Origin of the sequence: Geomicrobium sp. JCM 19037 (assembly GCF_000698105.1) — a bacterium.
In the GTDB taxonomy this organism is placed as follows: Bacteria; Bacillota; Bacilli; order Bacillales; family Marinococcaceae; genus Geomicrobium_A.
This window is the reverse complement of record NZ_BAWZ01000001.1, coordinates 112,667-136,307: the sequence shown is the minus strand read 5'-3', so window position 1 is coordinate 136,307 and position 23,641 is coordinate 112,667. Positions and strand designations below refer to the sequence as shown.

25 protein-coding genes and 4 pseudogenes are annotated in these 23,641 nt (G+C 43.3%); 24 read left to right on the top strand and 5 right to left on the bottom strand.

Annotated elements, in window-relative coordinates; translation table 11 throughout:
• The first annotated feature begins 74 nt into the window (after window positions 1-74).
• The 7 genes and pseudogenes from JCM19037_RS25380 to JCM19037_RS00630 all read left to right on the top strand — a co-directional run bounded on the left by JCM19037_RS25380 (window position 75) and on the right by JCM19037_RS00630 (window position 4,299).
• Complete coding sequence (locus tag JCM19037_RS25380) at window positions 75-239, top strand: hypothetical protein (RefSeq protein WP_193744617.1); 165 nt, start codon at window positions 75-77, stop codon at window positions 237-239.
• Between the two features lie 159 nt (window positions 240-398).
• The gene (locus JCM19037_RS00650) at window positions 399-623 is read left to right on the top strand and encodes a DUF896 domain-containing protein (protein WP_042396760.1); all 225 of its coding nucleotides are present in this window, start codon (window positions 399-401) and stop codon (window positions 621-623) included.
• Between the two features lie 105 nt (window positions 624-728).
• A pseudogene (locus JCM19037_RS29775) lies at window positions 729-1,495 on the top strand (hypothetical protein).
• Window positions 1,492-2,760 carry a transketolase C-terminal domain-containing protein gene (locus JCM19037_RS29770; RefSeq protein WP_373900103.1) on the top strand — a complete coding sequence of 423 codons (1,269 nt, stop codon included), beginning with the start codon at window positions 1,492-1,494 and terminating at the stop codon, window positions 2,758-2,760. The pseudogene JCM19037_RS29775 and the gene JCM19037_RS29770 overlap by 4 nt, the downstream one beginning before the upstream one ends.
• A gap of 174 nt (window positions 2,761-2,934) precedes the next feature.
• Entirely contained in the window at window positions 2,935-3,369 is a 435-nt protein-coding gene (sirA, locus tag JCM19037_RS00640) for a sporulation inhibitor of replication protein SirA (protein ID WP_042396757.1), read from the top strand.
• Between the two features lie 86 nt (window positions 3,370-3,455).
• On the top strand, window positions 3,456-3,683 hold the full coding sequence (locus JCM19037_RS00635) for a YneF family protein (protein ID WP_081828955.1): 228 nt from the start codon (window positions 3,456-3,458) through the stop codon (window positions 3,681-3,683).
• Between the two features lie 100 nt (window positions 3,684-3,783).
• Window positions 3,784-4,299 (top strand): CcdC family protein, encoded by a 516-nt coding sequence (locus tag JCM19037_RS00630; protein ID WP_042396756.1) that lies wholly within the window; start codon window positions 3,784-3,786, stop codon window positions 4,297-4,299.
• A 37-nt stretch (window positions 4,300-4,336) separates the two neighbouring features.
• On the opposite strand, the gene JCM19037_RS00625 is transcribed toward JCM19037_RS00630, so the two are convergent.
• Window positions 4,337-4,765, bottom strand: a complete 429-nt coding sequence (locus JCM19037_RS00625) for a DUF2621 family protein (protein ID WP_042396753.1) — start codon at window positions 4,763-4,765, stop codon at window positions 4,337-4,339.
• Window positions 4,766-4,902: 137 nt separating this feature from the next.
• On the opposite strand from JCM19037_RS00625, the pseudogene acnA reads away from it, so the two are divergent.
• From acnA to JCM19037_RS00585, 10 genes and pseudogenes are all read left to right on the top strand, one after another.
• Window positions 4,903-7,624: pseudogene (acnA, locus tag JCM19037_RS00620) on the top strand (aconitate hydratase AcnA).
• A gap of 150 nt (window positions 7,625-7,774) precedes the next feature.
• On the top strand, window positions 7,775-7,894 hold the full coding sequence (locus JCM19037_RS23850; RefSeq protein ID WP_081828954.1) for an FbpB family small basic protein: 120 nt from the start codon (window positions 7,775-7,777) through the stop codon (window positions 7,892-7,894).
• Between the two features lie 182 nt (window positions 7,895-8,076).
• A complete protein-coding gene (locus tag JCM19037_RS00615; protein ID WP_042396748.1) occupies window positions 8,077-8,511 on the top strand; it encodes a thioesterase family protein in 435 nt (144 codons plus the stop codon).
• Entirely contained in the window at window positions 8,511-9,650 is a 1,140-nt protein-coding gene (gene nadE / locus JCM19037_RS00610; protein ID WP_307189685.1) for an ammonia-dependent NAD(+) synthetase, read from the top strand. Before JCM19037_RS00615 ends, nadE begins: the two co-directional genes overlap by 1 nt.
• 32 nt (window positions 9,651-9,682) lie before the next feature.
• Entirely contained in the window at window positions 9,683-10,162 is a 480-nt protein-coding gene (locus JCM19037_RS00605; RefSeq protein WP_042396746.1) for a DUF4352 domain-containing protein, read from the top strand.
• Window positions 10,163-10,187: 25 nt separating this feature from the next.
• Entirely contained in the window at window positions 10,188-11,096 is a 909-nt protein-coding gene (gene metA / locus JCM19037_RS00600; RefSeq protein ID WP_042396743.1) for a homoserine O-succinyltransferase, read from the top strand.
• Complete coding sequence (locus JCM19037_RS00595) at window positions 11,083-11,703, top strand: alpha/beta fold hydrolase (protein ID WP_052363397.1); 621 nt, start codon at window positions 11,083-11,085, stop codon at window positions 11,701-11,703. Before metA ends, JCM19037_RS00595 begins: the two co-directional genes overlap by 14 nt.
• A gap of 11 nt (window positions 11,704-11,714) precedes the next feature.
• Window positions 11,715-11,924, top strand: coding sequence for an alpha/beta fold hydrolase (locus tag JCM19037_RS21730; protein WP_052363396.1), 210 nt, complete (start codon window positions 11,715-11,717; stop codon window positions 11,922-11,924).
• Window position 11,925: 1 nt separating this feature from the next.
• Window positions 11,926-13,119: an EAL-associated domain-containing protein gene (locus JCM19037_RS00590; RefSeq protein ID WP_042396740.1), complete on the top strand. Its 1,194-nt coding sequence runs from the start codon at window positions 11,926-11,928 to the stop codon at window positions 13,117-13,119.
• A 140-nt stretch (window positions 13,120-13,259) separates the two neighbouring features.
• On the top strand, window positions 13,260-13,592 hold the full coding sequence (locus tag JCM19037_RS00585; RefSeq protein WP_238544466.1) for a cyclic-phosphate processing receiver domain-containing protein: 333 nt from the start codon (window positions 13,260-13,262) through the stop codon (window positions 13,590-13,592).
• A 44-nt stretch (window positions 13,593-13,636) separates the two neighbouring features.
• Here JCM19037_RS00585 and JCM19037_RS00580 read toward each other — a convergent pair whose 3' ends face one another.
• Entirely contained in the window at window positions 13,637-13,972 is a 336-nt protein-coding gene (locus tag JCM19037_RS00580; RefSeq protein ID WP_042396736.1) for a YppG family protein, read from the bottom strand.
• Window positions 13,973-14,083: 111 nt separating this feature from the next.
• Here JCM19037_RS00580 and JCM19037_RS00575 point away from each other — a divergent pair, with 111 nt between their 5' ends.
• From JCM19037_RS00575 to JCM19037_RS00545, 7 genes and pseudogenes are all read left to right on the top strand, one after another.
• Window positions 14,084-15,136, top strand: a complete 1,053-nt coding sequence (locus JCM19037_RS00575) for a dipeptidase (RefSeq protein ID WP_042396732.1) — start codon at window positions 14,084-14,086, stop codon at window positions 15,134-15,136.
• Complete coding sequence (locus JCM19037_RS00570; RefSeq protein ID WP_042396728.1) at window positions 15,133-15,927, top strand: SurA N-terminal domain-containing protein; 795 nt, start codon at window positions 15,133-15,135, stop codon at window positions 15,925-15,927. The genes JCM19037_RS00575 and JCM19037_RS00570 overlap by 4 nt, the downstream gene beginning before the upstream one ends.
• Window positions 15,928-16,388: 461 nt before the next feature.
• A pseudogene (locus tag JCM19037_RS00565) lies at window positions 16,389-17,583 on the top strand (glycine betaine/L-proline ABC transporter ATP-binding protein).
• Window positions 17,576-18,421, top strand: coding sequence for a proline/glycine betaine ABC transporter permease (locus JCM19037_RS00560; protein ID WP_042396726.1), 846 nt, complete (start codon window positions 17,576-17,578; stop codon window positions 18,419-18,421). Before JCM19037_RS00565 ends, JCM19037_RS00560 begins: the two are co-directional and overlap by 8 nt.
• An 81-nt stretch (window positions 18,422-18,502) precedes the next feature.
• Window positions 18,503-19,474 (top strand): glycine betaine ABC transporter substrate-binding protein, encoded by a 972-nt coding sequence (locus JCM19037_RS00555; RefSeq protein ID WP_042396723.1) that lies wholly within the window; start codon window positions 18,503-18,505, stop codon window positions 19,472-19,474.
• 221 nt (window positions 19,475-19,695) lie between these two features.
• Complete coding sequence (locus tag JCM19037_RS00550) at window positions 19,696-20,610, top strand: chemotaxis protein CheV (protein WP_042396718.1); 915 nt, start codon at window positions 19,696-19,698, stop codon at window positions 20,608-20,610.
• A gap of 382 nt (window positions 20,611-20,992) precedes the next feature.
• Complete coding sequence (locus tag JCM19037_RS00545; protein WP_152548877.1) at window positions 20,993-21,193, top strand: hypothetical protein; 201 nt, start codon at window positions 20,993-20,995, stop codon at window positions 21,191-21,193.
• Between the two features lie 38 nt (window positions 21,194-21,231).
• Here JCM19037_RS00545 and JCM19037_RS00540 read toward each other — a convergent pair whose 3' ends face one another.
• The 3 genes and pseudogenes from JCM19037_RS00540 to JCM19037_RS00530 all read right to left on the bottom strand — a co-directional run bounded on the left by JCM19037_RS00540 (window position 21,232) and on the right by JCM19037_RS00530 (window position 23,559).
• Entirely contained in the window at window positions 21,232-21,990 is a 759-nt protein-coding gene (locus JCM19037_RS00540) for an HAD-IIB family hydrolase (RefSeq protein ID WP_042396713.1), read from the bottom strand.
• A 63-nt stretch (window positions 21,991-22,053) separates the two neighbouring features.
• On the bottom strand, window positions 22,054-22,641 hold the full coding sequence (locus tag JCM19037_RS00535; RefSeq protein ID WP_042396709.1) for a flavin reductase family protein: 588 nt from the start codon (window positions 22,639-22,641) through the stop codon (window positions 22,054-22,056).
• Window positions 22,642-22,694: 53 nt separating this feature from the next.
• A pseudogene (locus JCM19037_RS00530) lies at window positions 22,695-23,559 on the bottom strand (YitT family protein).
• Window positions 23,560-23,641 lie beyond the last annotated feature (82 nt).

Below are 23,641 nucleotides of genomic sequence, written 5' to 3'. Positions count from 1 at the left end.
CTGTTTTTCTTGTTGACAAGAACATTTGTTCCGGTTATGATCATTATACGAACATACGTTTTGGAGGGGATCAGATGGTCAAGTTATCAAAAGCACTTATAAAGAGGAAAACGGTAGAAGAGTGGCTCATTATTCTTCTGTTTGGTTTTGCGGTCGCTGTCATGTTGTTTGTAGCCCAAACGTCATTAGCGGCGAGTGAACCCGTCGTTTTAAATCCAGCATTTCTTTCATATAAGTAAAACTAATAACTTTGGCCATCGTTTTACGTGAGGTCTGAAAACAATGACGAACCGGTTAAATTCTTTAAATTATAAATGTTAGGTTTATTTCTTTTGCTGTTCGGGAATATACATACTAATGTGTGAGAACGATGATAAATAACGAAAGGAGGATCCGTGATGAACTCTAGTAAGAAAATCGACCGTATGAACGAACTTGCCAAGCGGGCAAGGACGATGGGGTTAACTCATGACGAAGAGTTCGAACAGCATTCGCTTAGAGATGAGTACTTGAGTAGTCTAAGAACATCTTTTAAGAAGCAATTACAAGCCGTTAAAGTGGTTGATGAGAATGGAAGCGATGTGACTCCTCATTCATTAAAGAAACGAAGGCGTTCCTATTAACAGAATGAATAGCTTAACCCATCAACCTGGACGGTGCATCCAGGTTTTTTCAATGTCATGAACAAACCGCTCTAAAGGTTGTTTTGATGAATAAAACCGTATATCATGGACAAGAGTAGGTTTAATAGGAATGATGGAGAGGATGAACGAGTGTTGAATACAGTAGAAGAAAAAGCAATTAATACGATTCGTACGTTATCCATTGATAGCATTAATCGAGCCAATTCCGGTCACCCGGGGCTTCCGATGGGTGCAGCACCGATGGCGTTTGCATTGTGGACAAGACATTTAAAGCACGAACCAGATAACCCAAACTGGTGGGATCGTGACCGTTTCGTACTTTCAGCCGGACACGGATCAATGCTTTTATATAGCCTGCTTCATCTTAGTGGATATGACTTGAGCATGGATGAACTGAAGAACTTCCGCCAATGGGGAAGTAAAACGCCAGGTCACCCTGAATACGGACATACTCCAGGTGTGGATGCAACAACAGGACCTCTCGGTCAAGGCCTTGCAATGGCTGTAGGTATGGCAATGGCTGAATCCCACCTGAGCGCAGTATACAATACATCCAAACATGAGCTGTTTGACCATTACACGTACGCTCTTTGTGGTGACGGAGATGTGATGGAAGGGGTCGCTTCAGAATCCGCATCCTTGCGGGTCATCTCGGACTTGGGAAGCTTGTTGTTTTGTATGATTCAAATGACATCTCTTTAGATGGAGATTTGAATCGCTCGTTTTCTGAGGATGTAATGGCACGTTACGATGCATACGGCTGGCACACGATTCTTGTAGAAGATGGAAGTGATGTTGATGCCATTGACCGGGCAATTGCAGATGCAAAAGCGGATCCGCGTCAAGCTTGATTGAAATTAAGACAGTCATCGGTTTTGGGTCCCCGAACAGAGCAGGTACGAATGAAGCTCACGGGAAAGCTCTCGGAGCAGACGAGACTGTACTCGTGAAAGAAAGCTATAAATGGGAGCACGATGAGTTCCATGTGCCTGAGGAAGTGGCTTCATTCTTTGCTTCTTTAAAAGAAAACAATAAAAAGCAGTTTAGCGATTGGGAAAATACATTGGCCGCATACGAACAAGATGAACCGAAAAAAGCAGAAGAACTTCGAGGTGCGTTTGCCAGAGAATGGTTTAATAAAGAAGCGCTTCTAGATCTTCCTGCTTATGAAGTAGGAAAAGATAAGTTGGCTACACGAAAAGCTTCTGGTGAAATGATTAGTGCAATATCAAAACAAACGGATGCGTTGTTTGGTGGTTCAGCTGATCTTGCTTCTTCTAACAATACGATGATGAACGATCATGACGACTTTACGAAAGAAAATCGAACAGGGAGAAACGTATGGTTTGGTGTTCGAGAATTTGCAACAGCTGCAGCAGTGAACGGTATCGCTCTTCACGGTGGATTACATCCATACGGAGCGACGTTCCTCGTGTTCTCAGACTATATGCGTCCGGCCATTCGTTTGTCGGCATTAATGAACGTGCCTTCGACGTTTGTCTTTACCCATGACAGCGTTGCTGTCGGGGAAGACGGACCAACTCATGAACCTGTCGAGCAAACCTCATCGCTGCGAATGATTCCAAACTTGAATGTTCTTCGCCCAGCAGATGGCAATGAAACTGCAGCAGCATGGCGAATCGCCCTTGAGTCTAAAGGGACACCAACTGCCCTTGTGTTGACCCGACAAGGATTGCCAACACTTATTTCTGCAGATGACGCATACGAGCAAGTGAAGAAAGGGGCGTACGTACTCGCTGAAGCGGAGGGAGCGGTAGCTACTCTTCTTGCGACGGGCTCTGAAGTGTCACTTGCGATGGACGCACAGAAACAATTGAAAGCACAAGGGACGCACGTACGCGTCGTAAGTATGCCAAGTCAAGAGTTGTTTGAACAAACCGATCGTGCGTATCAAGAAGACGTGCTGCCTGCGAACATTCCAGTCCTTTCAATTGAAGCAGGAACAACTTATGGATGGCAACGTTACACAGGGCGTTCCGGAGCGAACATCGGGATTGATACGTTCGGAGCATCTGCACCTGGAGATGTCGTGATGGACGAGTACGGCTTTAATGTAGAAAATGTGATTACCCACGTAAATCGTTTGATTAAGTAAATGTGAAGTGATAAAGAACCGCCCTTTCAGCTAGGGTGGTTTTTTTACCGCACATGTTAAAGGAGGCGAAAGTGTGCAGCGGATGAATCATTTTGTCGAATGTACTGTGCAAATATTGACAAGATTCTCTTTAGTCTCTTGGTATGATAAGGACAAGCTAAAGGAGGTCGAAACATGCATCGCTATGATATTTATTTGTTGCAACCTGACGTCGCGAAACGATTTATACGCGCTGAAGCGAAATTGTTTCAGCTGTTCGAAGAATATGAAACGGTAAAACCTCTGTATCACATCGTAAAAAAACAAATAGCATACATTTGCCGGCCGTTACCTGTTCATGATATTTGTGAACAATTTTCCCTTGACCGTATTGCGACAACACCAAAAGAACGAGAGCTACTATTCATGGAAGGTGAAGACGGGGTTAAAGTGGCAATGAACGATGAGCGCATGCAAATATGGAGTGATGGAAACATGGGTGATGAGTGGCCGTGGTTTGATCAATTGCAAACGTATGACCCTTATTTTTTCGCCTGTGACATTCATCGGCAAAAGTATGGCTGGTTAAAACCGATAAAATTTAAATCGCTTTTGCTTGAGAATGTGTAATGGTCTTTTCATGCAGGTTCAGTTACGGTATAATGGGACGTGCTGTAATAAGGAACTGCGAGTGTAAAGATTAGGAGGAAACGATCGTGAGCACTATCTGGGTTGTACTAATTGCAATTGCTGCGATGTTAGCAGGTGTTGCACTAGGATTTTTCATCGCTAGAAAAACGATGATGAATTATATGAAAAAGAATCCACCAATTAATGAACAAATGCTTCGTGTCATGATGATGCAAATGGGGCAAAACCCTTCTCAAAAGAAGATTAATCAGATGATGAAGGCGATGCAAAAGCAGCAAGACACCAAAAAGTGAACACCTCGACACCGAGGTGTTTTATCTGTATGAATGAGAATTGTAGAATCGTGTACCCTATACATAACGTTCAATCTAGACAGCAGGAGGAGAACGCTATATGAGCGAGTCAACTTTATTGCTCCTTACGACGATTGGCGCGGTATTTATGAGCTCTTTCATCATCTTCGTAAGACTGAAAGCGATCAAAAAGCCAGCTAGCGTTAAAAAGATTATCATTCCGCCAATTATGATGAGCACTGGTTTTTTAATGTTCATCTACGAACCTGCACGCTTAGAAACATTGCAAATTATGGCGCCGTTACTTACCGGGATCGTTTGTTCGTATTTTTTGATTCGGACGTCACATTTCCATCTAAAAGATGGAGATATTTATATGAAACGATCCAAATTGTTTATTTACTTACTCGTAGGTTTACTCATTGCGAGAGTGATCGTAAAGATGATTTTAGGAGAACAAGTGCACCTTCCTCAATTAGCGGGCATGTTTTTCTTGCTTGCATTTGGAATGATTTTACCATGGAGGATTGCGATGCTCGTATCGTTTAAGAAATTTGAAAGACGGACGTTATCCAACTCCGCGTTCCAATTTCCGATGAAAAGTGAACGAACATAACGAAACAACCTCTCACGAACGAGCGTGAGAGGTTGTTTTATGATAATAAGTGTTCGTATTTTTCGTAACTCATATTTTTCTCGTCCAGTTTTCTGCGAAGGAATTTATGGTCCCTTTTTGGTGTCGCAAGAATATAACCGCGAATCAAAAGATCCTCAGTAATATGATCTGCTTTTTGCTCGATCGCAAGTTCGCCAATTTTACCAGCGATCTTGTCTCTTGCCACATCACGAAATAGCTCTGGAACAGGAGATATGAGCTCTTCTAGCAAGTCACTTTGCTGTTTCGTCCACAAGTGTCTCGTTCGCTCAAGGTAATGGTCTTGCCAGTCTAATATGGAGCGTCCATCTTCTTTTGGCAACCGTTTGAGAAACTTACGGAACATAAAGAAACCACCGATAAACATAAAAACAACCATAAAGACGGTCCAAAATACGATAAACCACATGAATAGATTTTCAGCCACTCGGTTCACCTCGGTATTATAATCAATTCTTATATTAGCATATAAGAAATTCGATGAACAAGGTTTGTGATTTTAAGAGATTATACTTCGACAAATTGGTTACGGTATTATATGATAGGAGTAAAGGGAGGGATTTGATGAGTGAAACAAATGATCTCTATCAAGCCAAAAAAACATTCGACGTTAACGGCGAATCTTATGTTTATTATGACTTACAGTCGTTAAGCAATGTCGCGGATGTTACTAAACTACCATATTCAATTAAAGTATTATTGGAATCTTTATTAAGACAGCAAGATGGTAAAGTCATCAAAAAGGAACATGTGGAAAGTCTCGCAAAATGGGGCACAAAAGGTGGCGGAACTGAAGACGTTCCTTTTAAACCATCGCGTGTCATCCTTCAAGACTTTACAGGTGTACCAGCGGTTGTTGACCTTGCCTCACTTCGTAAAGCGATTGCTGATTTTGGGGGAGACCCTTCTTCGATCGATCCAGCAATTCCAGCCGACCTCGTTGTTGACCACTCGGTTCAAGTCGACCAGTTTGGTACAAGTGACGCACTTATGCGCAACATGAACTTAGAGTTTGAGCGTAACGAAGAGCGCTACAAATTGCTCAGCTGGGCAACAAAAGCATTTGAAAACTACAGTGCGGTACCTCCAGCAACGGGTATTGTTCACCAAGTGAACCTCGAATATCTTGCTAATGTTGTTCACGTTGGAAAGAACGATGAAGGTGAGAAGATTGCTTTCCCTGATACGCTAGTCGGTACCGATTCTCATACAACGATGATTAACGGAATTGGTGTACTTGGTTGGGGTGTTGGTGGTATTGAAGCCGAAGCAGGTATGCTCCAGCAACCTTCTTATTTCCCAGCGCCTGAAGTTGTCGGTGTACGCTTGGAAGGAAAGCTTCCAGACGGTGCAACAGCAACAGACTTGGCACTCAAAGTGACTCAACTTCTACGATCCAAAAATGTTGTCGGCAAGTTCGTCGAATTCTTCGGACCGGGCCTTAGCGGTATGAGCCTTGCTGATCGTGCGACGATTTCAAACATGGCTCCTGAATACGGTGCAACGTGTGGTTTCTTCCCTGTTGACGAGGAAGCGCTTAACTACATGCGTTTGACTGGACGTAGTGAAGAACAAATCGCAATTGTAAAGGCATATAGCGAAGCGAACGGTCTTTACTTTACTGAAGATGCACCAGAGCCAACGTACTCTGAAGTCGTTAAATTGGACATGAGCAACGTCGATCCAGCACTTTCAGGTCCAAAACGTCCTCAAGATCTCATTGAGCTTGACGACATGCAAAAATCATTCAAAAAAGCGGTAACGGCTCCAGCAGGGAACCACGGATTTGGTCTTGAAGAATCTGAGCTCGAGCGCTCTGTAGATGTCGAGCATCCGAACGGCAAAACATCAAAGCTTGATACAGGTGCTGTTACGATTGCTGCCATCACAAGCTGTACGAACACGTCGAACCCATCGGTTATGATTGGTGCAGGTTTGGTTGCCAAGAAAGCCGTTGAAAAAGGACTTGATGTGCCAGAGTATGTAAAAACTTCACTCGCACCAGGTTCAAAAGTGGTTACGCGTTACCTTGAAGACTCTGCTTATGCCTTACTTGAATAAACTTGGGTTTAACCTTGTTGGTTACGGTTGTACAACGTGTATCGGTAACAGTGGTCCACTTCCTGACGAGATTGAAAAAGCAATCGCCGACAATGATATGCTCGTTTCTTCTGTACTCAGTGGTAACCGTAACTTTGAAGGTCGTATTCACCCACTCGTGCGTGCAAACTACTTGGCATCACCGCCACTTGTCGTTGCTTATGCACTTGCGGGCAATGTGAACTTCGACTTGCGTAATGATTCATTTGGTAAAGATGCAAACGGAACAGACGTTTACTTTAAAGACTTGTGGCCATCTTCTGCGGAGATCGAGTCATTTATCCGCGACAACGTGTCACCACAACTGTTTAAAGATGAGTATGCGGATGTTTTCGATAACAATGAGCGTTGGAATGCGCTTCAGTCTAAGGACAACGCAGAACTTTATAACTGGGATGAGGAGTCTACGTACATCCAAAACCCACCGTTCTTTGAAGATATGTCGAAAGATCCAAAAAGCATTACATCTTTAAATAGCTTGAGAGCCATCGGGAAGTTTGGTGATTCTGTTACGACAGACCACATTTCTCCTGCAGGTTCAATTGCGAAAAATAGCCCGGCGGGTGAGTACCTCATGTCCAAAGGTCTTAAGCCTGCGCAGTTTAACTCGTACGGCTCTAGACGCGGGAATCATGAAGTTATGATGCGCGGTACGTTCGCAAACATCCGAATCAAAAACCAATTGGCACCAGGTACTGAAGGTGGCTTCACAACCTATTGGCCAACAGATGAAGTCATGCCGATCTATGATGCAGCGATGAAGTATAAAGAAGAAGATACAGGACTCGTTGTAATGGCTGGAGAAGATTACGGAATGGGAAGTTCACGTGACTGGGCAGCAAAAGGAACGAATCTTCTTGGCATCAAGATGGTTATTGCCCAGAGCTTTGAGCGTATTCACCGAAGTAACCTTGCATTGATGGGTGTACTCCCACTACAATTCAAAAAAGGTGAAGGTGCAGATTCTCTTGGTCTTACAGGGAAAGAAACGTTTGATATTAACATTACCGACGCCGTTACACCAAGAGACACGATTCAAGTAACAGCGACGGATGAGAATGGCAAGAAGACATCATTTGACGCGACGGTGCGCTTTGATTCTGAAGTAGAGATTGATTACTATCGTCACGGCGGAATCTTGCCGATGGTTCTTCGTAACAAACTGAAAGAAGCGGCAAACAAATAAGCCGTCATTTGCGATCCCTCTGTGCAATAAGCAGAGGGATCTTTATTTTGCATCAAAATAAATTTCACGTACCGTATTAGTGCATCAATTTGCACATGATGAATAATTTCGACAACGTCTTCCCATAATGTACAGTAGAGGTGATCAACGATGAAAAGAATGAAAAAAGTAAGGTTTGCAGAATTGTTGCGCACGAATCGCGAACAAATTATGAATGATCGCGAAGCACTTGCAAAAATTGATGAAAAGATGGATGCAAAGCGGAAATAAGATTTGCAAAAAACGGACATCCCCAATCATAGGGATGTCCGTTTTTTACGAGCGAGATGTCGCGTTCAGAGAAAACCGAGCAATTTCTATTGTTTGCAAGCTTTTCAATCGTAGTGCTTGATTGCTTGAGGGTTATTTACTATGCTTAAGTGAAGAGAACGTTCAATAAGGGAGTTATTCATATGACAACGAGCAACACGATCATTCAAACACGTTATGCAGAAACGGATCAAATGGGTGTGATTCATCATTCTCAATATCTTATTTGGTGTGAAATCGGTCGCACAGACTTCATTGAAAAACTTGGCTTTTCTTACACACAAATGGAACAGGACGGTTTGCTTGCGCCTGTAACAGAAGTAAATCTCCAATATAAACAAGCGCTACGGTATCCTGAGACGGCTCATATTGCGACTTGGCTTTCCGATTATACGGGGATTCGAGCAACTTATGCGTACACAATTACGAATGACAAAGGACAAGTTTGTGTTGAAGGAACGACGACACACGTCGTTGTGACAGCCGACCGATTCCGACCGGTATCCATGAAGAAAGTTGCACCGGAGTGGCATCGTGTATATGAAAACGAAGTTCAATCGAAGCGGGACAAGTTGTAATGGCGTTTGGCGTATCAAAACGAGAGATGGAGCAATGGAAAGCGCGGGCGAGAGCTGGTGAAATTAGCATTCTCACGCATTTTTGGTTAGATGATCGTTTTCCAGATTGTGATACTGTAACAAAAGTCGCCTGTGCAGATCTAGAAAAATTGCTACAATGGGGGAAACGCTACGGTCTTAGTAAAGAATGGATTCATGAGAGAGGGTCGTTGTCACACTTCGATTTGTTTGGAACATACCAACAAAAGGTTTTGATTCAAGAAGGGAAACTCGACCAATACGAACGATTTATAAAACCATTGGGAGGAATGAAGATGAATCGAGAAGAGATTATCGAAGCTTTGGAAGTGAACCCATTTATTGAGCCGGAACATGCATTTAAGAAGAGAAAAGAGTTTATGAAGGCATACATAAAGAATACCGGAACAAACGGGTTTGTTCTTGGGATTTCTGGTGGTCAAGATTCGACGCTTCTAGGGAAAATGGCGCAATCAGCTGTCGCAGAACTACGTAACGAAGAGAATGATGACCGGTATCAATTTTTGGCTCTTCGTTTACCATACGGTGAGCAAAAGGATGAGGATGACGCGAAACGTGCACTTGAATTTATTGAACCTGATCACGTTCTCACTGTGAATATTAAACCAGCGGTAGATGCTGCTGTGAAAGCCTACGAAGATGCTGCAGGGGAAAAGCTATCTGATTTTGTTAAAGGCAATACGAAGGCGAGAGAGCGAATGAAAGTTCATTACGATTTCGCTGCATCAAAAGGATTGCTTGTGATCGGCACAGACCATGCGGCAGAAGCAGTAACTGGCTTCTTTACGAAGTTTGGAGACGGTGCTTGTGACCTTACGCCACTGTTTGGGCTCACGAAGCGACAAGGAAAAGAGATACTGAAATATTTAGATGCGCCCGAAGAAACGTATTTGAAAGTACCTACGGCTGATTTGGAAGATGATCGTCCAGGGTTGTCAGATGAAGAGGCACTCGGACTTACGTATGAGCAAATTGACGATTTTCTTGAAGGGAAACCACTCGATAAAGAGGTTGAAGACAAGATCATTACCGGATACAACAAGACGGAACATAAACGAGTCGGACCGGTGACGCCTCAAGACGATTGGTGGAAACGTTAAGTCGGATGTGACGATTGATAGGAGAGGCTTTAATGGGATGGAAGTATTGGACACTAATGGGTCTCGTATTGGTTCTTGGGTTTATGGCTGGGATGGCATTTGAAGGCAGAGGTCAGTCAGACAACTTAACGAGTGCGAGTGACGATCTTTTAACGGATAGTGAATCCGCACGTATCGGAAATTTGGACATTTCGGTCGTAGATGCATACGCAGAATCGAATGAAGAGACGTCCTACGTAATCGTAGATGTGATGGTCGTCAATCAAACAGAGTCGAGTGCGCAGTTTGCGCCGCTTAATACGAGCATTGTCGATGAAGAGGGGTATGAATATCGACATGATTCTTCGTTTGGTGACCAACGGTTGATGGGGGGGCAAATTCGACCGGGTGGACAACGAAGAGGGACGCTTTCGTACGAAGTTCCAAACATTGATTCACAATTTGAGTGGATTTACTCTCACCATGCAACGGGAGAGTATGGAGCGTGGGACGTAAATACCGCAGCAGAGTAGAGATTATGATAAGAGAGGTTCAATCATGCCAATAAAGATTCCAAATCAATTGCCCGCATCAGAAATCTTGCAGCAAGAGAATATATTTGTCATGAAAGACGAGCGCGCTTATGCACAAGATATTCGACCGCTGCACATCGTCATCCTAAATCTAATGCCTGTCAAAGAAACGACAGAAACGCAATTATTACGTTTGCTCGGAAATACACCTTTGCAAGTAGAGATTACGTTTTTGCACCCTGCATCACATCAATCCAAAAATACGTCAACAGAACATCTGTCGTCGTTCTATAAATCATTTGCTGACGTGAAAGATTATAATTTTGATGGGATGATTATTACCGGAGCACCGATCGAGAAACTTCCTTTTGAAAAGGTAACTTATTGGGACGAACTGCGGGAAATGCTAGATTGGAGTAAGACACATGTGACGAGTACGCTTCACATTTGTTGGGGTGCACAAGCGGCGATGTACCATCACTATGGTATTGATAAACAGGCGCTTCCGACAAAGCAGTTTGGTGTGTTCAAACATACGATTAAAGAGAAAAATAACCCGCTTTTGCGCGGGTTTGATGATTCATTTTATGTTCCTCACTCTCGTTACACGACGACCGATAAAGAAGACATCGAGTCTCATGCGGAGTTAAAGATATTAGCTGAGTCCGAGCGAGCGGGTGTGTATCTCATAACGAATCACGATGGCAGTCAAGTGTTTGTGACCGGACACGGAGAATACGATGCAGATACGTTGAAAGAAGAATATTTACGAGACCGACAACGAGGAATGGATACACAAATTCCTGATGATTATTTCCCAGAAGATAATACACAAAGCTTGCCCCCGCTTTTATGGCGAGCGCATTCTCATTTATTATTTTCAAACTGGCTAAACTATTACGTGTATCAAGAGACGCCTTATGAACGAAGGTAACCGTTACGTGCTAAGTGAAGAGGATGTGAATGCCAAGTTTTATCCGTGCGAAGCGGGGGATTCAGAGAAGTTATTTGTACTTATTCACGGATTTATGAGCTGGTCTTTTAGCTTTCAATCATTAATTCCAAGTCTCGTAAACCATGCCCATGTGCTAACGCTTGACCTTCCAGGATTTGGAAGGAGTAAAAAAGATGTGAAGTATGAGTTCTCTTATGAACAGTTCACAAAAACCGTTCAAGATATGATAGACCGACGAGAGGAACACTTTACCGACATTGTGCCTGTCGGCCATTCGATGGGTGGTCAAATTGCACTACGCCTCGCAAGGTCAAACCGATGTGTCCACCGTGTTGTACTGCTTGCGAGTTCTGGAGATATGCAAAAAAGCTCCAAGCGTCTTCGATGGGCAAGTCGACTTCCTTTCTTCGACGTTTGGCTTGCAAGATATGTAAGAGATCGTGATGTGAGTCACGTGTTAAAGCAGGTCATTCATGACAATAAGAAAGTGACGACAGAGCAAATAGACGCGTACAGTTTGCCGCTCCAAGAGAATTTGATGTACCGTGCGCTTAGTAAGTTCATTCGCCAGCGAGAAGGGATTTAAGTCGGGAAGAATTGCATAAAATTACTAAACCTGTGCTGCTTTTATGGGGAGAAAATGATCGCATTGTACCTGTAGGCGTCGGCAGGTATTTAGAAAAAGAACTGCACCGTGCAAAATTGAAAGTGTTTCCGAAAGTTGGTCATCTACTTCCAGAAGAAATCCCTTTAGAAGTTGGGGAGGAGATCATTCGCTTTTCGGCTGGCAAGGAGAGGAGTGAATAGGATGGATGCGCTGGAAGTTATGGACAATTTGACGAATATCTATCCGAAGTTTCAGCCGATGTATCATGCAGGTAATCATGAAATCGCCGGATTTGAAGTGACGTCACACTTTCTCGATTCAGAAGGCGTTGAACATCATTTGTCGGCGTTCATTTACGACAATCAAGTGCCTGAAGAGTATCGGCGTCAAGTTGACATGCAGACGAGAACGGCCGCGTTTCAGATCATGCAAGACGAAAACGTATTTTTATATATAAGCATCAACGCATCGCTATACACAGGAAGCGAAGCAGACAACCTTCTAGAAGAATTTAAGAACACGGGAGTGCCGGCCATTTTAGGTGTCGTTTGTACGGACGACTTCAGCGGATGGGAAGAGATTAAGCACTTTACGTACTATTTACAAAGAAGCGGATTAAAAGTAGCGATGAAAAGTTTAGCATACCAACAGCTTACGTTAAGGGATTTATCACACATTAAACCAGACGTCGTTGAAATGGATATGCAGTCGTTTCAAACCGACCTTGTGGATCTTCATCGTGAGCTGTTTCACTCTTACTCTGTCGCTGCAGGAAAGATTGGTGCTTCTTTATTATTTCGTGGCATCGGGAACTTTCAACAGCTAAAAGATGCGTGGCAGTCAGGTGCAAGATACATCCAAGGAGACTTTTTGTCAACGACGAAAAGAGATGTTGTCCACGATGTGGGCAGCAAGGCGCGGTTGCAAAAAGAGTTTCAAAGGTTTTTAACGTATGAGCAAGAAAGAATTCGCTCCTTGCTCACGTTTACGAGTGACCTTGGAAAAAGAATGGAGAAGATCGTTTCGAGTCAAAGCATTGAGGCTCTTGATGCGTTTGCATATGAAATTGGTAAACGTATGGACGATGTTTGTTTTCGCGTGTATATCGTCAATGACCAAGGTGAACAACAGACGGCTAACATGGTTCGTACATCAGCAGGTGTATGGGAATATGATGAAACGAACCGTTGGCAAAATTGGAGCTGGCGACCGTACTTTTTAGAAAACATTGTGCGAATGAATGTGTCTGGAAAAGGTGTACTTTCAGACTTATATAAAGACTTGACGACAACCGATCACATTCGTACATTTTCTTACCCAATGAATGAACAATTGTATGTATTTATGGATATTGGTTTTTCGTTTTTGTATGAGCATCCTTATTTAAGTGTATAGATACACAAGTAAGGATTTCGATGTATATGATTCAGAAAATACGAACAATACAGTTTGCTTTAACAAAGCACGTATGCTATTCTTAAGTTGAGGAGATATCGCTGAATGCCAAACGTCACAAAATGAGGATGTGTAGTGACTTGTCAAAAGTATTTATGGATGATGTTCGCGATTCCCCAACAGACCACCGTCTCGTGAGGACAGCAGAAGAATGCATTTACATTCTGTCCAATGAATCGACACTTTCCCACCTGTCTCTGGATCACGATATGGGGAGTGATCAATCCAATGGCTATGCAGTCGTTGAGTACATGATTGAGCATCGTATCTATGCAGATCGCATAACCGTTCATTCTGCCAATGCTCCGAGAGGGAAGAAGATGTATGAAGCACTAATGGATGCCCGGCATATGGGGACCTTTCCACTACATGTGAAGATTTATCATCGGCCGTTGCCGCTTTATAATCATTAATACATCCCGTATGCATGGCTACTGCATACGGGTCTATTTTTTGTTTAAGAGCGAACGGTTGTAAATAAGCTTGTAATTTGTTTAATCATCGGTGATACTTGCTGGTACGTTTTCATAGCGGTATCAACGGTCGCCATCGTTTTTTGTACATCGATTTGTCCATTTTGGTCAGTGAATCCGTTCATAATGTTTTTGACATATGCACCTTTAGGCTTTTGAACTTGTGGCGAATAAACCATTGCATTTGCTTGTTGCGTGAAGTTTGCGACAGGTGGTTGATTCGGAACTGAAGGTGGATAAGGTCTTGGAGGATACATATACGGGTGGTGATTTTTCGGTCCGGGACCAGGCGGCGGTGGGAATTGTGTTCTTCTATACATGAAAATCCCCTTTTCCATCGTGTTTGCTATTTTTTATGCGAGTGAAGCCCGTTTTGTGAATGACCAAGTTGAGTAGAATTCATAAATCAATTATTAGAAAAGAGTGAGGATATGTTTATTGCAGATGGCCATTGTGATGCCCTGCTTCGGATGTGGGAATCACCAAATAATACGTTTGAACAAACGACTGTTGTTAGTGAGCAAACTCTTGCTCAAGGTGGAGTGAACATGCAAGTGTTTGCAGTGTTCCCACCTGTATACGAAACGCGCGGGGACCAATTTGATATTATCCTTCGGCAAATTGATCTGTTTCACCAATCCGTCGTAACAAACGGGCAGATTGCTTGGAGGCCGTGTACACCGATTGTAGCTACAGAAAATAAAACACGAGCGATACTCGCTTTAGAAGGGGCTGATTTTGTTTCAGATGATTGGATGAGGTGGCGTTTGTTAAAACGGTTAGGGGTAGAAAGTGTCGGACTCACTTGGAACGAATCCAATCACCTAGCATCGGGTTGTATGGAAACAAGAGGGTCAGGGCTAACGAACCGTGGTCGGAACGTCGTCGATTTTCTAGCGAAAGAAGGCATGATTTTAGACGGAGCTCATTTAAACGAAGCCAGTTACTTTGAAACGGTGGAGCGGAGTGGCTCATTTTTTGTAAGTCACGCAAACAGTCGCAATATTCATGAACATCCAAGGAATCTAACTTCCGAACAATTGCAAGCGATAAAACAGAAAAACAGCCTCGTTGGTATGACCTTCTTTCCGAAGTTCATTAATGGCACAAAGAAAGCTACGTATAAAGATCTTTTCGAACACATTGATGATATTGCTGGTAGAATTGGGATTGAACACGTCGGATTTGGGTCAGACTTTGATGGCATCACGACTGCCGTTTCTGGGCTTGAAGATTCGGGCCAATTTCCACAATTGATCGAAGAGATGCTCAAGCACTATTCTGACACAGACGTAAAACGTGTGGCAGGTGAAAACTACCGGCGCTTTTATAATGATCATGTCCAAAAGGAAGAAGGAAACTTCTGTCAACAAACTGACACATCTATCGAAGAAATACAAAATCTCCACACAGATTGTCTTTTTGATAATCAGCTATGTTACAATGCCATCAACCGCAATGAAGAAAGGGGTTCTTGGCATTGAATAAACGAATAGTCACCGTAGGCGCTGCTGCTCTTTTAACGTTTGGTCTCGCAGCATGTGGCGATGATAGTGAAGGTGAACAATCACAAGAAGAACAAGAACAAGCGTCACCAGAACAGGGTCATCCTGAAATGGATTTTAGTGAACTACCGGATACCATTGCTGAAGTGAATGGCACCGATATTAGTAGAGATCTATTTGAAGAACAATATACGATGATTGCAATGATGAGTGGTATGGGTGAGAGTGAAGACGGCCTTGACCCAGAAATTACCGAGATGATTGTTGATGGGCTTGTTGGTCAAGAACTGCTCGAACAAGAAGCTAGAGAGCAAGGCTATGAACCATCAGAAGAAGAGATTGACGAATACATCATTGAACAAGAGCAGCTCGATGTAGAAGGCATGGACGTTGAAGAGTATTACGACATGGTGGAAGAACAGCAAGGTGTAAGTGCCGATGAATTTCGTGAAATGCTCGCTCCACAAGTGGCTGTTGAACTTTACGTAAATTCACAAACAGATTTCGAAGTGACTGATGAAGAAGTGGAAGAAGCGTATGAAGAAGAAGTACGCATGATTGAAGAAATGAATGCGCAATTTGAAGAATCAGATGAAGATGTATCAGAAGAAGAAGAAATGATGGGCATGGGACCTCAGGAAGTACCAGAATTCAGTGAAGTTGAAGAGGACCTCCGCATGATGCTCGAGCAAGACAAGCAAACGGAATATGTATTTGAAACACTTGTTCCAGAACTAGAAGAACAAGGTGACGTTACGGTTCATATTTAAAGACCGAAAAGTTAAAGTGTCATATAAGCCATAGGCAAACAGATTTCCTTTCGGAAGACGTTGTCTATGGCTTTTTTGTATTGCTGATTGTTTTTTAGTTGAATCGATTCAGGCACAAAGCCTTACGTTTCGATATTTTTTTACAAAATATGAGGTTTACGTCTTAAAAGTTGTGGGAATATAGTAGTTGTTAAAGCTTGCGCACGTTTTTGACAATTGGCAATCGCGATAATGCATCAAAACATGAGCATTCAAGCGAATACATTCGAAAACCATGTAGTAAAGCCCTTGGAATTGTAAGGATCTTAGATTATGGGCAATATATACGATAGAATGAGTTTGTACACGATCCAAAAACGGCGTATAGTTTTGAAAGTATGGTGCAAAAAGCATAGACCATTGATCAATGATGATAAATGTGCGTGAATGCTTAAACATGATCAAATAGAGGGGTGGATGCATTGTCGAAAATTAAAGTAGAGAATTTGACGAAAGTATTCGGTAAGAAACCGGCGCGGGCGATTCCGTTATTAAATGAATCAAAGTCCAAATCAGAGATCCTCGAAAAAACAGGATTAACTGTCGGTGTGAACAAAGCTTCATTTGCAGTTGAAGACGGAGAAATTTTTGTCATTATGGGGTTATCGGGAAGTGGAAAATCGACACTCGTACGATACTTAACCGACTGATTGAACCGACAGAAGGCTCTGTATACTTAAACGACAAAGATCTGGCGAAAGTGGACCAGAAAACATTACGTGACATAAGACGTAAAGATATGAGTATGGTTTTTCAGAAGTTTGGTTTATTTCCGTTTCGTACCATTGTTAGCAATGTTGAATACGGATTGGAAGTTCAAGGGGTTAGTAAAGACGATCGTTACAAGAAAGCGATGGAATCGTTAAAGCTCGTAGGCTTGGAAGGCTACGAAGATAAGTATCCAGATGAGCTTTCCGGAGGGATGCAACAGCGTGTTGGACTGGCGCGGGCATTTGCGAATGATTCCGACGTATTGTTAATGGATGAAGCCTTCTCAGCGTTAGACCCGTTAATTCGTAAAGACATGCAAGACGAATTGCTCGATCTTCAAGAAACGATGAAGAAGACGATTATCTTTATTACGCATGACTTAGACGAAGCGCTTCGCATTGGCGACCGGATTACAATTATGAAAGATGGCGCCATTGTACAAATCGGCACGCCTGAGGAGATTCTAACGAATCCTGCCGATGAATACGTAGAGAAATTTGTCGAGGACGTTGATCGATCAAAGGTGTATACTGCATCCAACGTCATGATGCGCCCAGAAACGGTACAACCAGAGCGGGAAGGTCCTCGTGTTGCGTTGAAACGGATGCGTGAGACGGGTATTTCAAGCATTTTCGCAGTGAAACGAAACCGTGAACTCATCGGTATTGTTGATGCGGCAGACGTTCGCAAGCTTGTGGACGAAGGAAAAGACGATTTGACAGAGGCTATTCAAACGAACGCACTAAAAGTGATCGAGATGGACATGCCTGTCAATGATGTCATTGATTTAACGTCAGAAACTAAATATCCAATTGCGGTTGTGGATGATGGAAGCTTCGAGGCATTATTATTAGAAGTTCAATTCTTGCAGCGCTTTCTGGAAAAGAGGTGAATCTGGATGAGTGATGCGATACCTAGAATTCCTCTCGATGAATGGACGCGTGATGTTGTTGATTGGATGACGAATGCGGATTTCATCTTTGAAAGTATCGAAACGGTCATTTACTATATCCTATTAGGGCTGACCACAGCCATGGAAGCGATCCCGGCACTATTATTTGTAGCAATTATCGCTGCTGTAACGTACTTTTTTGCCGGAAGGAAAATTGGCCTTACCGCCTTTGTCTTCTTCGGTCTCATGTTAATTATTAACTTAGGATTCTGGGAAGACATGATTACGATGCTGTCACTCATTTTGGCAGCGACGATTCTTTCTGTTGTGATTGGTGTTCCTGTCGGAATTTGGATGGCAAAGAATGACACCGTCGAAGCGATTGTCAAGCCGATCCTTGACTTTATGCAGACGATGCCAGCATTTGTATACTTAATTCCTGCAGTTGCTTTCTTTGGAATTGGTATGGAGCCAGGAGTTATTGCGTCAGTGATCTTCGGGATGCCACCGACCATTCGCCTTACGAACCTCGGAATTCGCGAAGTGTCTTCTGAAGCGATTGAAGCGGCAGATGCGTTCGGGTCTACAGGTGCACAGAAACTATTTAAAGTTCAGTTGCCGATGGCAAGAACGACAATTATGGCGGGTGTGAACCAAACGATTATGCTTTCCCTTTCCATGGTCGTTATCGCATCGATGATCGGTGCTGACGGTTTGGGTGATATCGTGTACCGGGCTGTAGGTCGAAATGATGTCGGTAGTGGTTTTGAAGCCGGACTTGCCATTGTCGTTGTCGCGATAATCTTAGACCGACTTACCGCAGGTTTTGGTTTACGAAAACGAAGATCCTAGCACGAATTCTTCCCTGCCGCTGGCAGCGCGCAGGGGGGTCAATACTATACAAAACAAATTACTTAAGGAGTGAAGTTTTTTATGAAAAAGAACTGGCAGAGAATCGGTCTTGCATCTGCTTTGTCTTTCACACTTGTAGCTGCAGGTTGCGGCACAGATGATGGCGATGACAACGGTGTAGATTCAACAGACGATAATGGCACGGGTGAGGAAGCAGACGACGAGGACGACACCGATGATAACGGTGAAACAGCGAACTATGGTGAAGAGGTTAACTATACGATCGTCGGCATTGACCCAGGTGCTGGTGTAGTAGCTGCTGCAGAGCAAGCGATTGAAGATTACGACTTAGAAGGATGGAGTGTGCAAACGAGTTCATCCGCAGCGATGACACAAGAGTTGGCAAACGCATATGAGAATGAAGAGCCGATTCTTGTGACAGGTTGGACGCCTCACTGGAAGTTTGAAGCGATGGACCTGAAGATTCTTGATGACCCAGAGTTGTCTTTCGGTGAAGCAGAAAGCATCCACACGATCGTACGTGAAGGTCTAGAGGAAGATCAGCCAGAAGGCTTTGCGGTTCTTGATAACTTTGCGTGGACAGCGGCTGATATGGATGAAGTGATGCTTGAAATTAGCGAAGGCGTTGCTGAAGAAGAAGCGGCACAAAACTGGATCGACGCGAACGAAGACGTTGTTTCTGAGTGGACAGCGGATGCTGGCGAAGTTGACGGCGAGTCAATTGACCTTGCATACGTTCCTTGGGAAACTGAGATTGCTTCAACAAACGTTGTTGCTCTTGTACTAGAGAGCATTGGTTATGAAGTAAACATGAGCTCAATGGAAGCAAACATTATGTTCACAGCTATTGCCAATGGCGATGCTGACGGTATGGTTGCGGCTTGGTTACCGTACACGCATGAAGAATATTATGCACAAATGGAAGATCAATTCGTAGACCTTGGGCCAAACGTAGACGGTGAAGCCGCTCTAGGACTTACCGTCCCTTCATATATGAACATTGATTCTATTGAAGACTTACGTGAAGATTAATCGATAGAATTTGTCGAGACGTAACACCGCAAGCTTTCGCTTGCGGTGTTTTTTGCGTAACTTTTGACAAATTCATCGGTTAGTTACTAAAAGTTGGGTGTTATTGGCGATTGCGATTGGTGAATGGCTACCCGCAATCAAGTGTTTTCAAATATTCATGGACTTTCTTGTTAAATGAAGGCAATGGGCGTCCGATAATAAAGATAGAGAGGGTGACGATCATGGGAAGTAGCTCATTCTTTGAAACCGAATATGTGAATGAAGACTTAAACGAATTTGAGATTATCGTCTATCGTGTAGGTGACATATCTTTTGCAATAAATATATTAAAAGTGAAAGAAGTGATTCACCGAGGATCGATAACAGCAACCCCAAACCGGCATCGTTACGTGTCAGGTACGGTACAGTTTCGCGATGAGGCAGTGCCTGTCATTGAACTTCATCGTGTGTTGGCGTTAGAAGACTCGTTATCAACTGGTGATGAGAAGATGATGGTCGTGGAAGTGAACGGACAGGCGATGGTACTTGCGGTGGATGGTGTTGTAGGCATTTATAACATCAATTGGGCGTTAGTACACAATACCGATGAGCTTTCTGCAGGGTTAGAGTATCTAGCGACAGGCTATGTGAAGATGGATAATGAAACCGTACAATTTCTCGATTATGAGAAGATTATTATGGAAATTCATGATGAACGGCTGGATACAGGATTGACTGAGAAGGTAATGTACGTTGAAGAACGAAGCAATCAACACATCGTACTCATAGAAGACTCTGTGATGATGCTAAGGTCGATTGAGGACTTCTTACGCGCTTCTGGGTATACAAATGTGACGACATTTAAAAACGGTCAAGATGCGTTGACCTATCTTTTGGAGGGCGACCACTCCAATTGCGGGCTACTCGTTACAGACTTGGAAATGCCGGGAATAACAGGTCACCAGTTAACGAATGAATTAAGAAGGAATTCTGTGCATCAAGACTTACCGATTCTTTTATTTTCAGCGATGGTAAGTGAAAATGTACGAGAGCGAAATGAGCAAGTTGGCGTCACTCAACAAGTTCAGAAGCCTGACGTTTCGCAGCTTGTTTCTGTGATGGACGAGCAATTACACATACGCCCTTCTGTGTTGTAACAACAAAACTAAAAAATGAGTTATAAAGTCTATAACAAAAATACGCATATCACCTGTGGATATGCGTATTTTTGTGTATAAAGAGTATTAACCATGCGGGTTTGCGGTATTGTGTTATATAAAAATTAAAATAATTGTTGACTGTATTATAACAAAAAGATACAATGAGCATACACTATTACAACACAAAGGAGAGGGAGAGGATGGCAATGAACGGAAAAACGAGAGAATCAACGGAAAAGTTGAGCGGAGCAGGCCGAGAAGAACCATCTGTTATTCAACAGATAAATGAGTACTACGAAAGAGGTTTTGAGAAGTTGTAAATTCGTCAGATGGTTCCTGATATGATAAAATGGCTTGAAGCGATTTTATCGTAGAAGGTATGGTGAATGAAATGGAAGAGAAAGAACGCTTGTTTACTATTGGAGAGACGGTCACATATGAAGGCGAGACGATGAAGGTCATTGCTGAGTATGAACGAACGATTGTAGCGGAATTTAATCGCTTCCCAATTCCTAATAAAGAGGAAGAATTTCCGTTTCGTCGTATCGTTATTAAAAAAGGAAAAGCAAAGCGCGTATAAACGATAAAAAGCAACAGCCACCTCGTAGCTGTTGCTTTTTATGTGCCGTATTTTTCAGCAAGTTTTTGTATGGTTTCAACGAGTGCAGCTTCTGTGCGACTTGTAATTGGAACTTGTTCATTTGCATGTATATGTACGGGAGGAAAGTCACCGACGATGACACTATGGTTAGCTTGAATAAACAGCGGGATATCATTCAAATCATTGCCGAAAACGACGAACTCCTCTACGCAAACACTTTGAAAAGCTTGGTGTTTGCTCACGTTTTTTGCGGTCAAATCAAACCGAGCTTCCCCTTGATGGCGATGCCGTGTGACATTCATCGTTGGGATCGCTTCAAGCAGTGGGGTCGGATCTTGGCAACCTAGGACGAGTATTTTTCCGATAAACGGGAGCTCGTCCACATTTTTAGCCGATGCTTCTGCCAGATGCACGTAGCTAGGAAGATATCGTTCGGCGTCATTTCCAACAACGGCGTAGTCCGTACTTGCTTCCACGAGATACGTGGCGCCGATGGAGTGCAGTAAACTTTGCATTCTTGCGAATGTATCAGTGTCAATGCCGACAAAACGTCGTAGCTGACGCTCCTCCCAGATTACAGCCCCATTTGCACTAATTAGCCGTGCGTCTACCAGCCTTTGATCAAGGACGGGTAGCAAGTCCCGGATGCTCCTCGCCGATGCAAATGTGACCGTATGACCAGCCGTTTGCAAACCGAGCAACGTGTTCGTAATGTTTTCTGACATTTTTTTGCCTCCAAAAATGAGGGTGCCGTCCAAATCAAATACAAACTGCATGTTACATTCCGCCTTTTTGCCTTCACTTATTAGGATGAAGTGGTAGTGTAAAAGATGTAGGCTCTAATCTGCGATAGTCACCAGCATTCGCGCAATGGGTTCAAAGTGATCGTAATTGATTTTGTAGTTCCCTTTATAAACAGCGGTATCGATGCTCGTATGGATCACTTCACCGAGAATGACGTGATCTGTGCCGACAGGGATAATCTGAGTGCACGTGCATTCGAACGCGACTGGTGCTTCTAAAATCGAAGGTGGGGAAACGAGTTTCGATCGTGCAGCAGTGAGGCCGCTTTTAGCAAACTCGTCTACTTCTTGGTCATAGGGTAAGGACGTTGTATACATCTCATCGGCATGATGAAAAGGCACGATATTGATGACAAATTCGTTCACTGAGCGAATGTTTTCTAACGTATCTTTTACGGTGCCTTCGCGATTTTGAGTTCCTGGACCAATTGAAATAAGCAACGTAGGTGGTTGCCTTGACGCAACGGTAAAGAAACTAAACGGAGCAATATTGCGTGTGCCGTCCTCGTGTTGCGACGAAACCCAAGCAATTGGCCGGGGGACGACCGATCCGGTCATCAGTTTGTACATGTCTTGTGTTGTGATGTCTTTAGGTTCAAAGTGGTGGGCGTTTTCTTGAGGCATGTAAACGCCTCCTTTCCGTATACTCTTCTTTTAGTGTAGCACAACAATTGTTTTTAATTGTGGAACTTGTTTTTAAATTTCCCGCCATGAACTTCTTGAGCTCCATGACGGTAATAAAAGCTTCTTTGTCAATGTCAAAAACAATGGATTTCAGTTTAAGCACTTCAAGTCGTGTAACAACAATATAGAGCACTTCCTTATCCCGATGAGTGAAAGCCCCGTGCCCGGTCATGACAGTTAATGAGCGGCCGAGACGGTGAACAATCTCGGAACTGAGCCGCTTATGCTTGTTGGACACGATCATGACGGCTTTCGTTTCGTCAATTCCTTGCAAAACGGCATCGATCGTTTTTGAGGCAACAAAATACGTAATAATTGAGAGCATCGCTTGCTCCCAACCGAACACAAACCCTGCCCATGCAAAGATAAAGATATTCACAAACATAATAAATTCACCGACAGAAAAGGGCAGGTTTCTCGTAAGAAGAATCCCGATAATCTCAGTACCGTCTAACGCCCCGCCGTGGCGAATGACAATGCCGATACCGGCACCTAGAATAAACCCACCGAAAAGTGTTGATACGAGTGGTTCATGAATAAACGAATCCATATGAGCCAATTGCTGCTCTAAAATGGCAAGCACGACAATGGCAAACAACGATGTAAGAAAAAAATGTGGACCGATTTGCTTTAATCCGAAAAATAAAAACGGTAAATTGATAATGAGAACTAATAACCCAAAGCCTAAACCGGTGATTTGATTTAAAATTAAAGAGACCCAATGACGCCTCCGTCAATGACCATATTAGGTATAAGAAAAAGTTGAATCGCAACCGCGGTTAAGGCGGCGCCGGTAGACACCATGAAACAACGATAGATCAGTTTCGAGATCGGACTTTGTTTTCTTGTCACATACATCCGAAACGCCCTTTCAATCAAAAGTAGTCGGCGAAAAGATTGCCTGTGTATTAACATATCGTTTCGGGTGGACAAACATGCC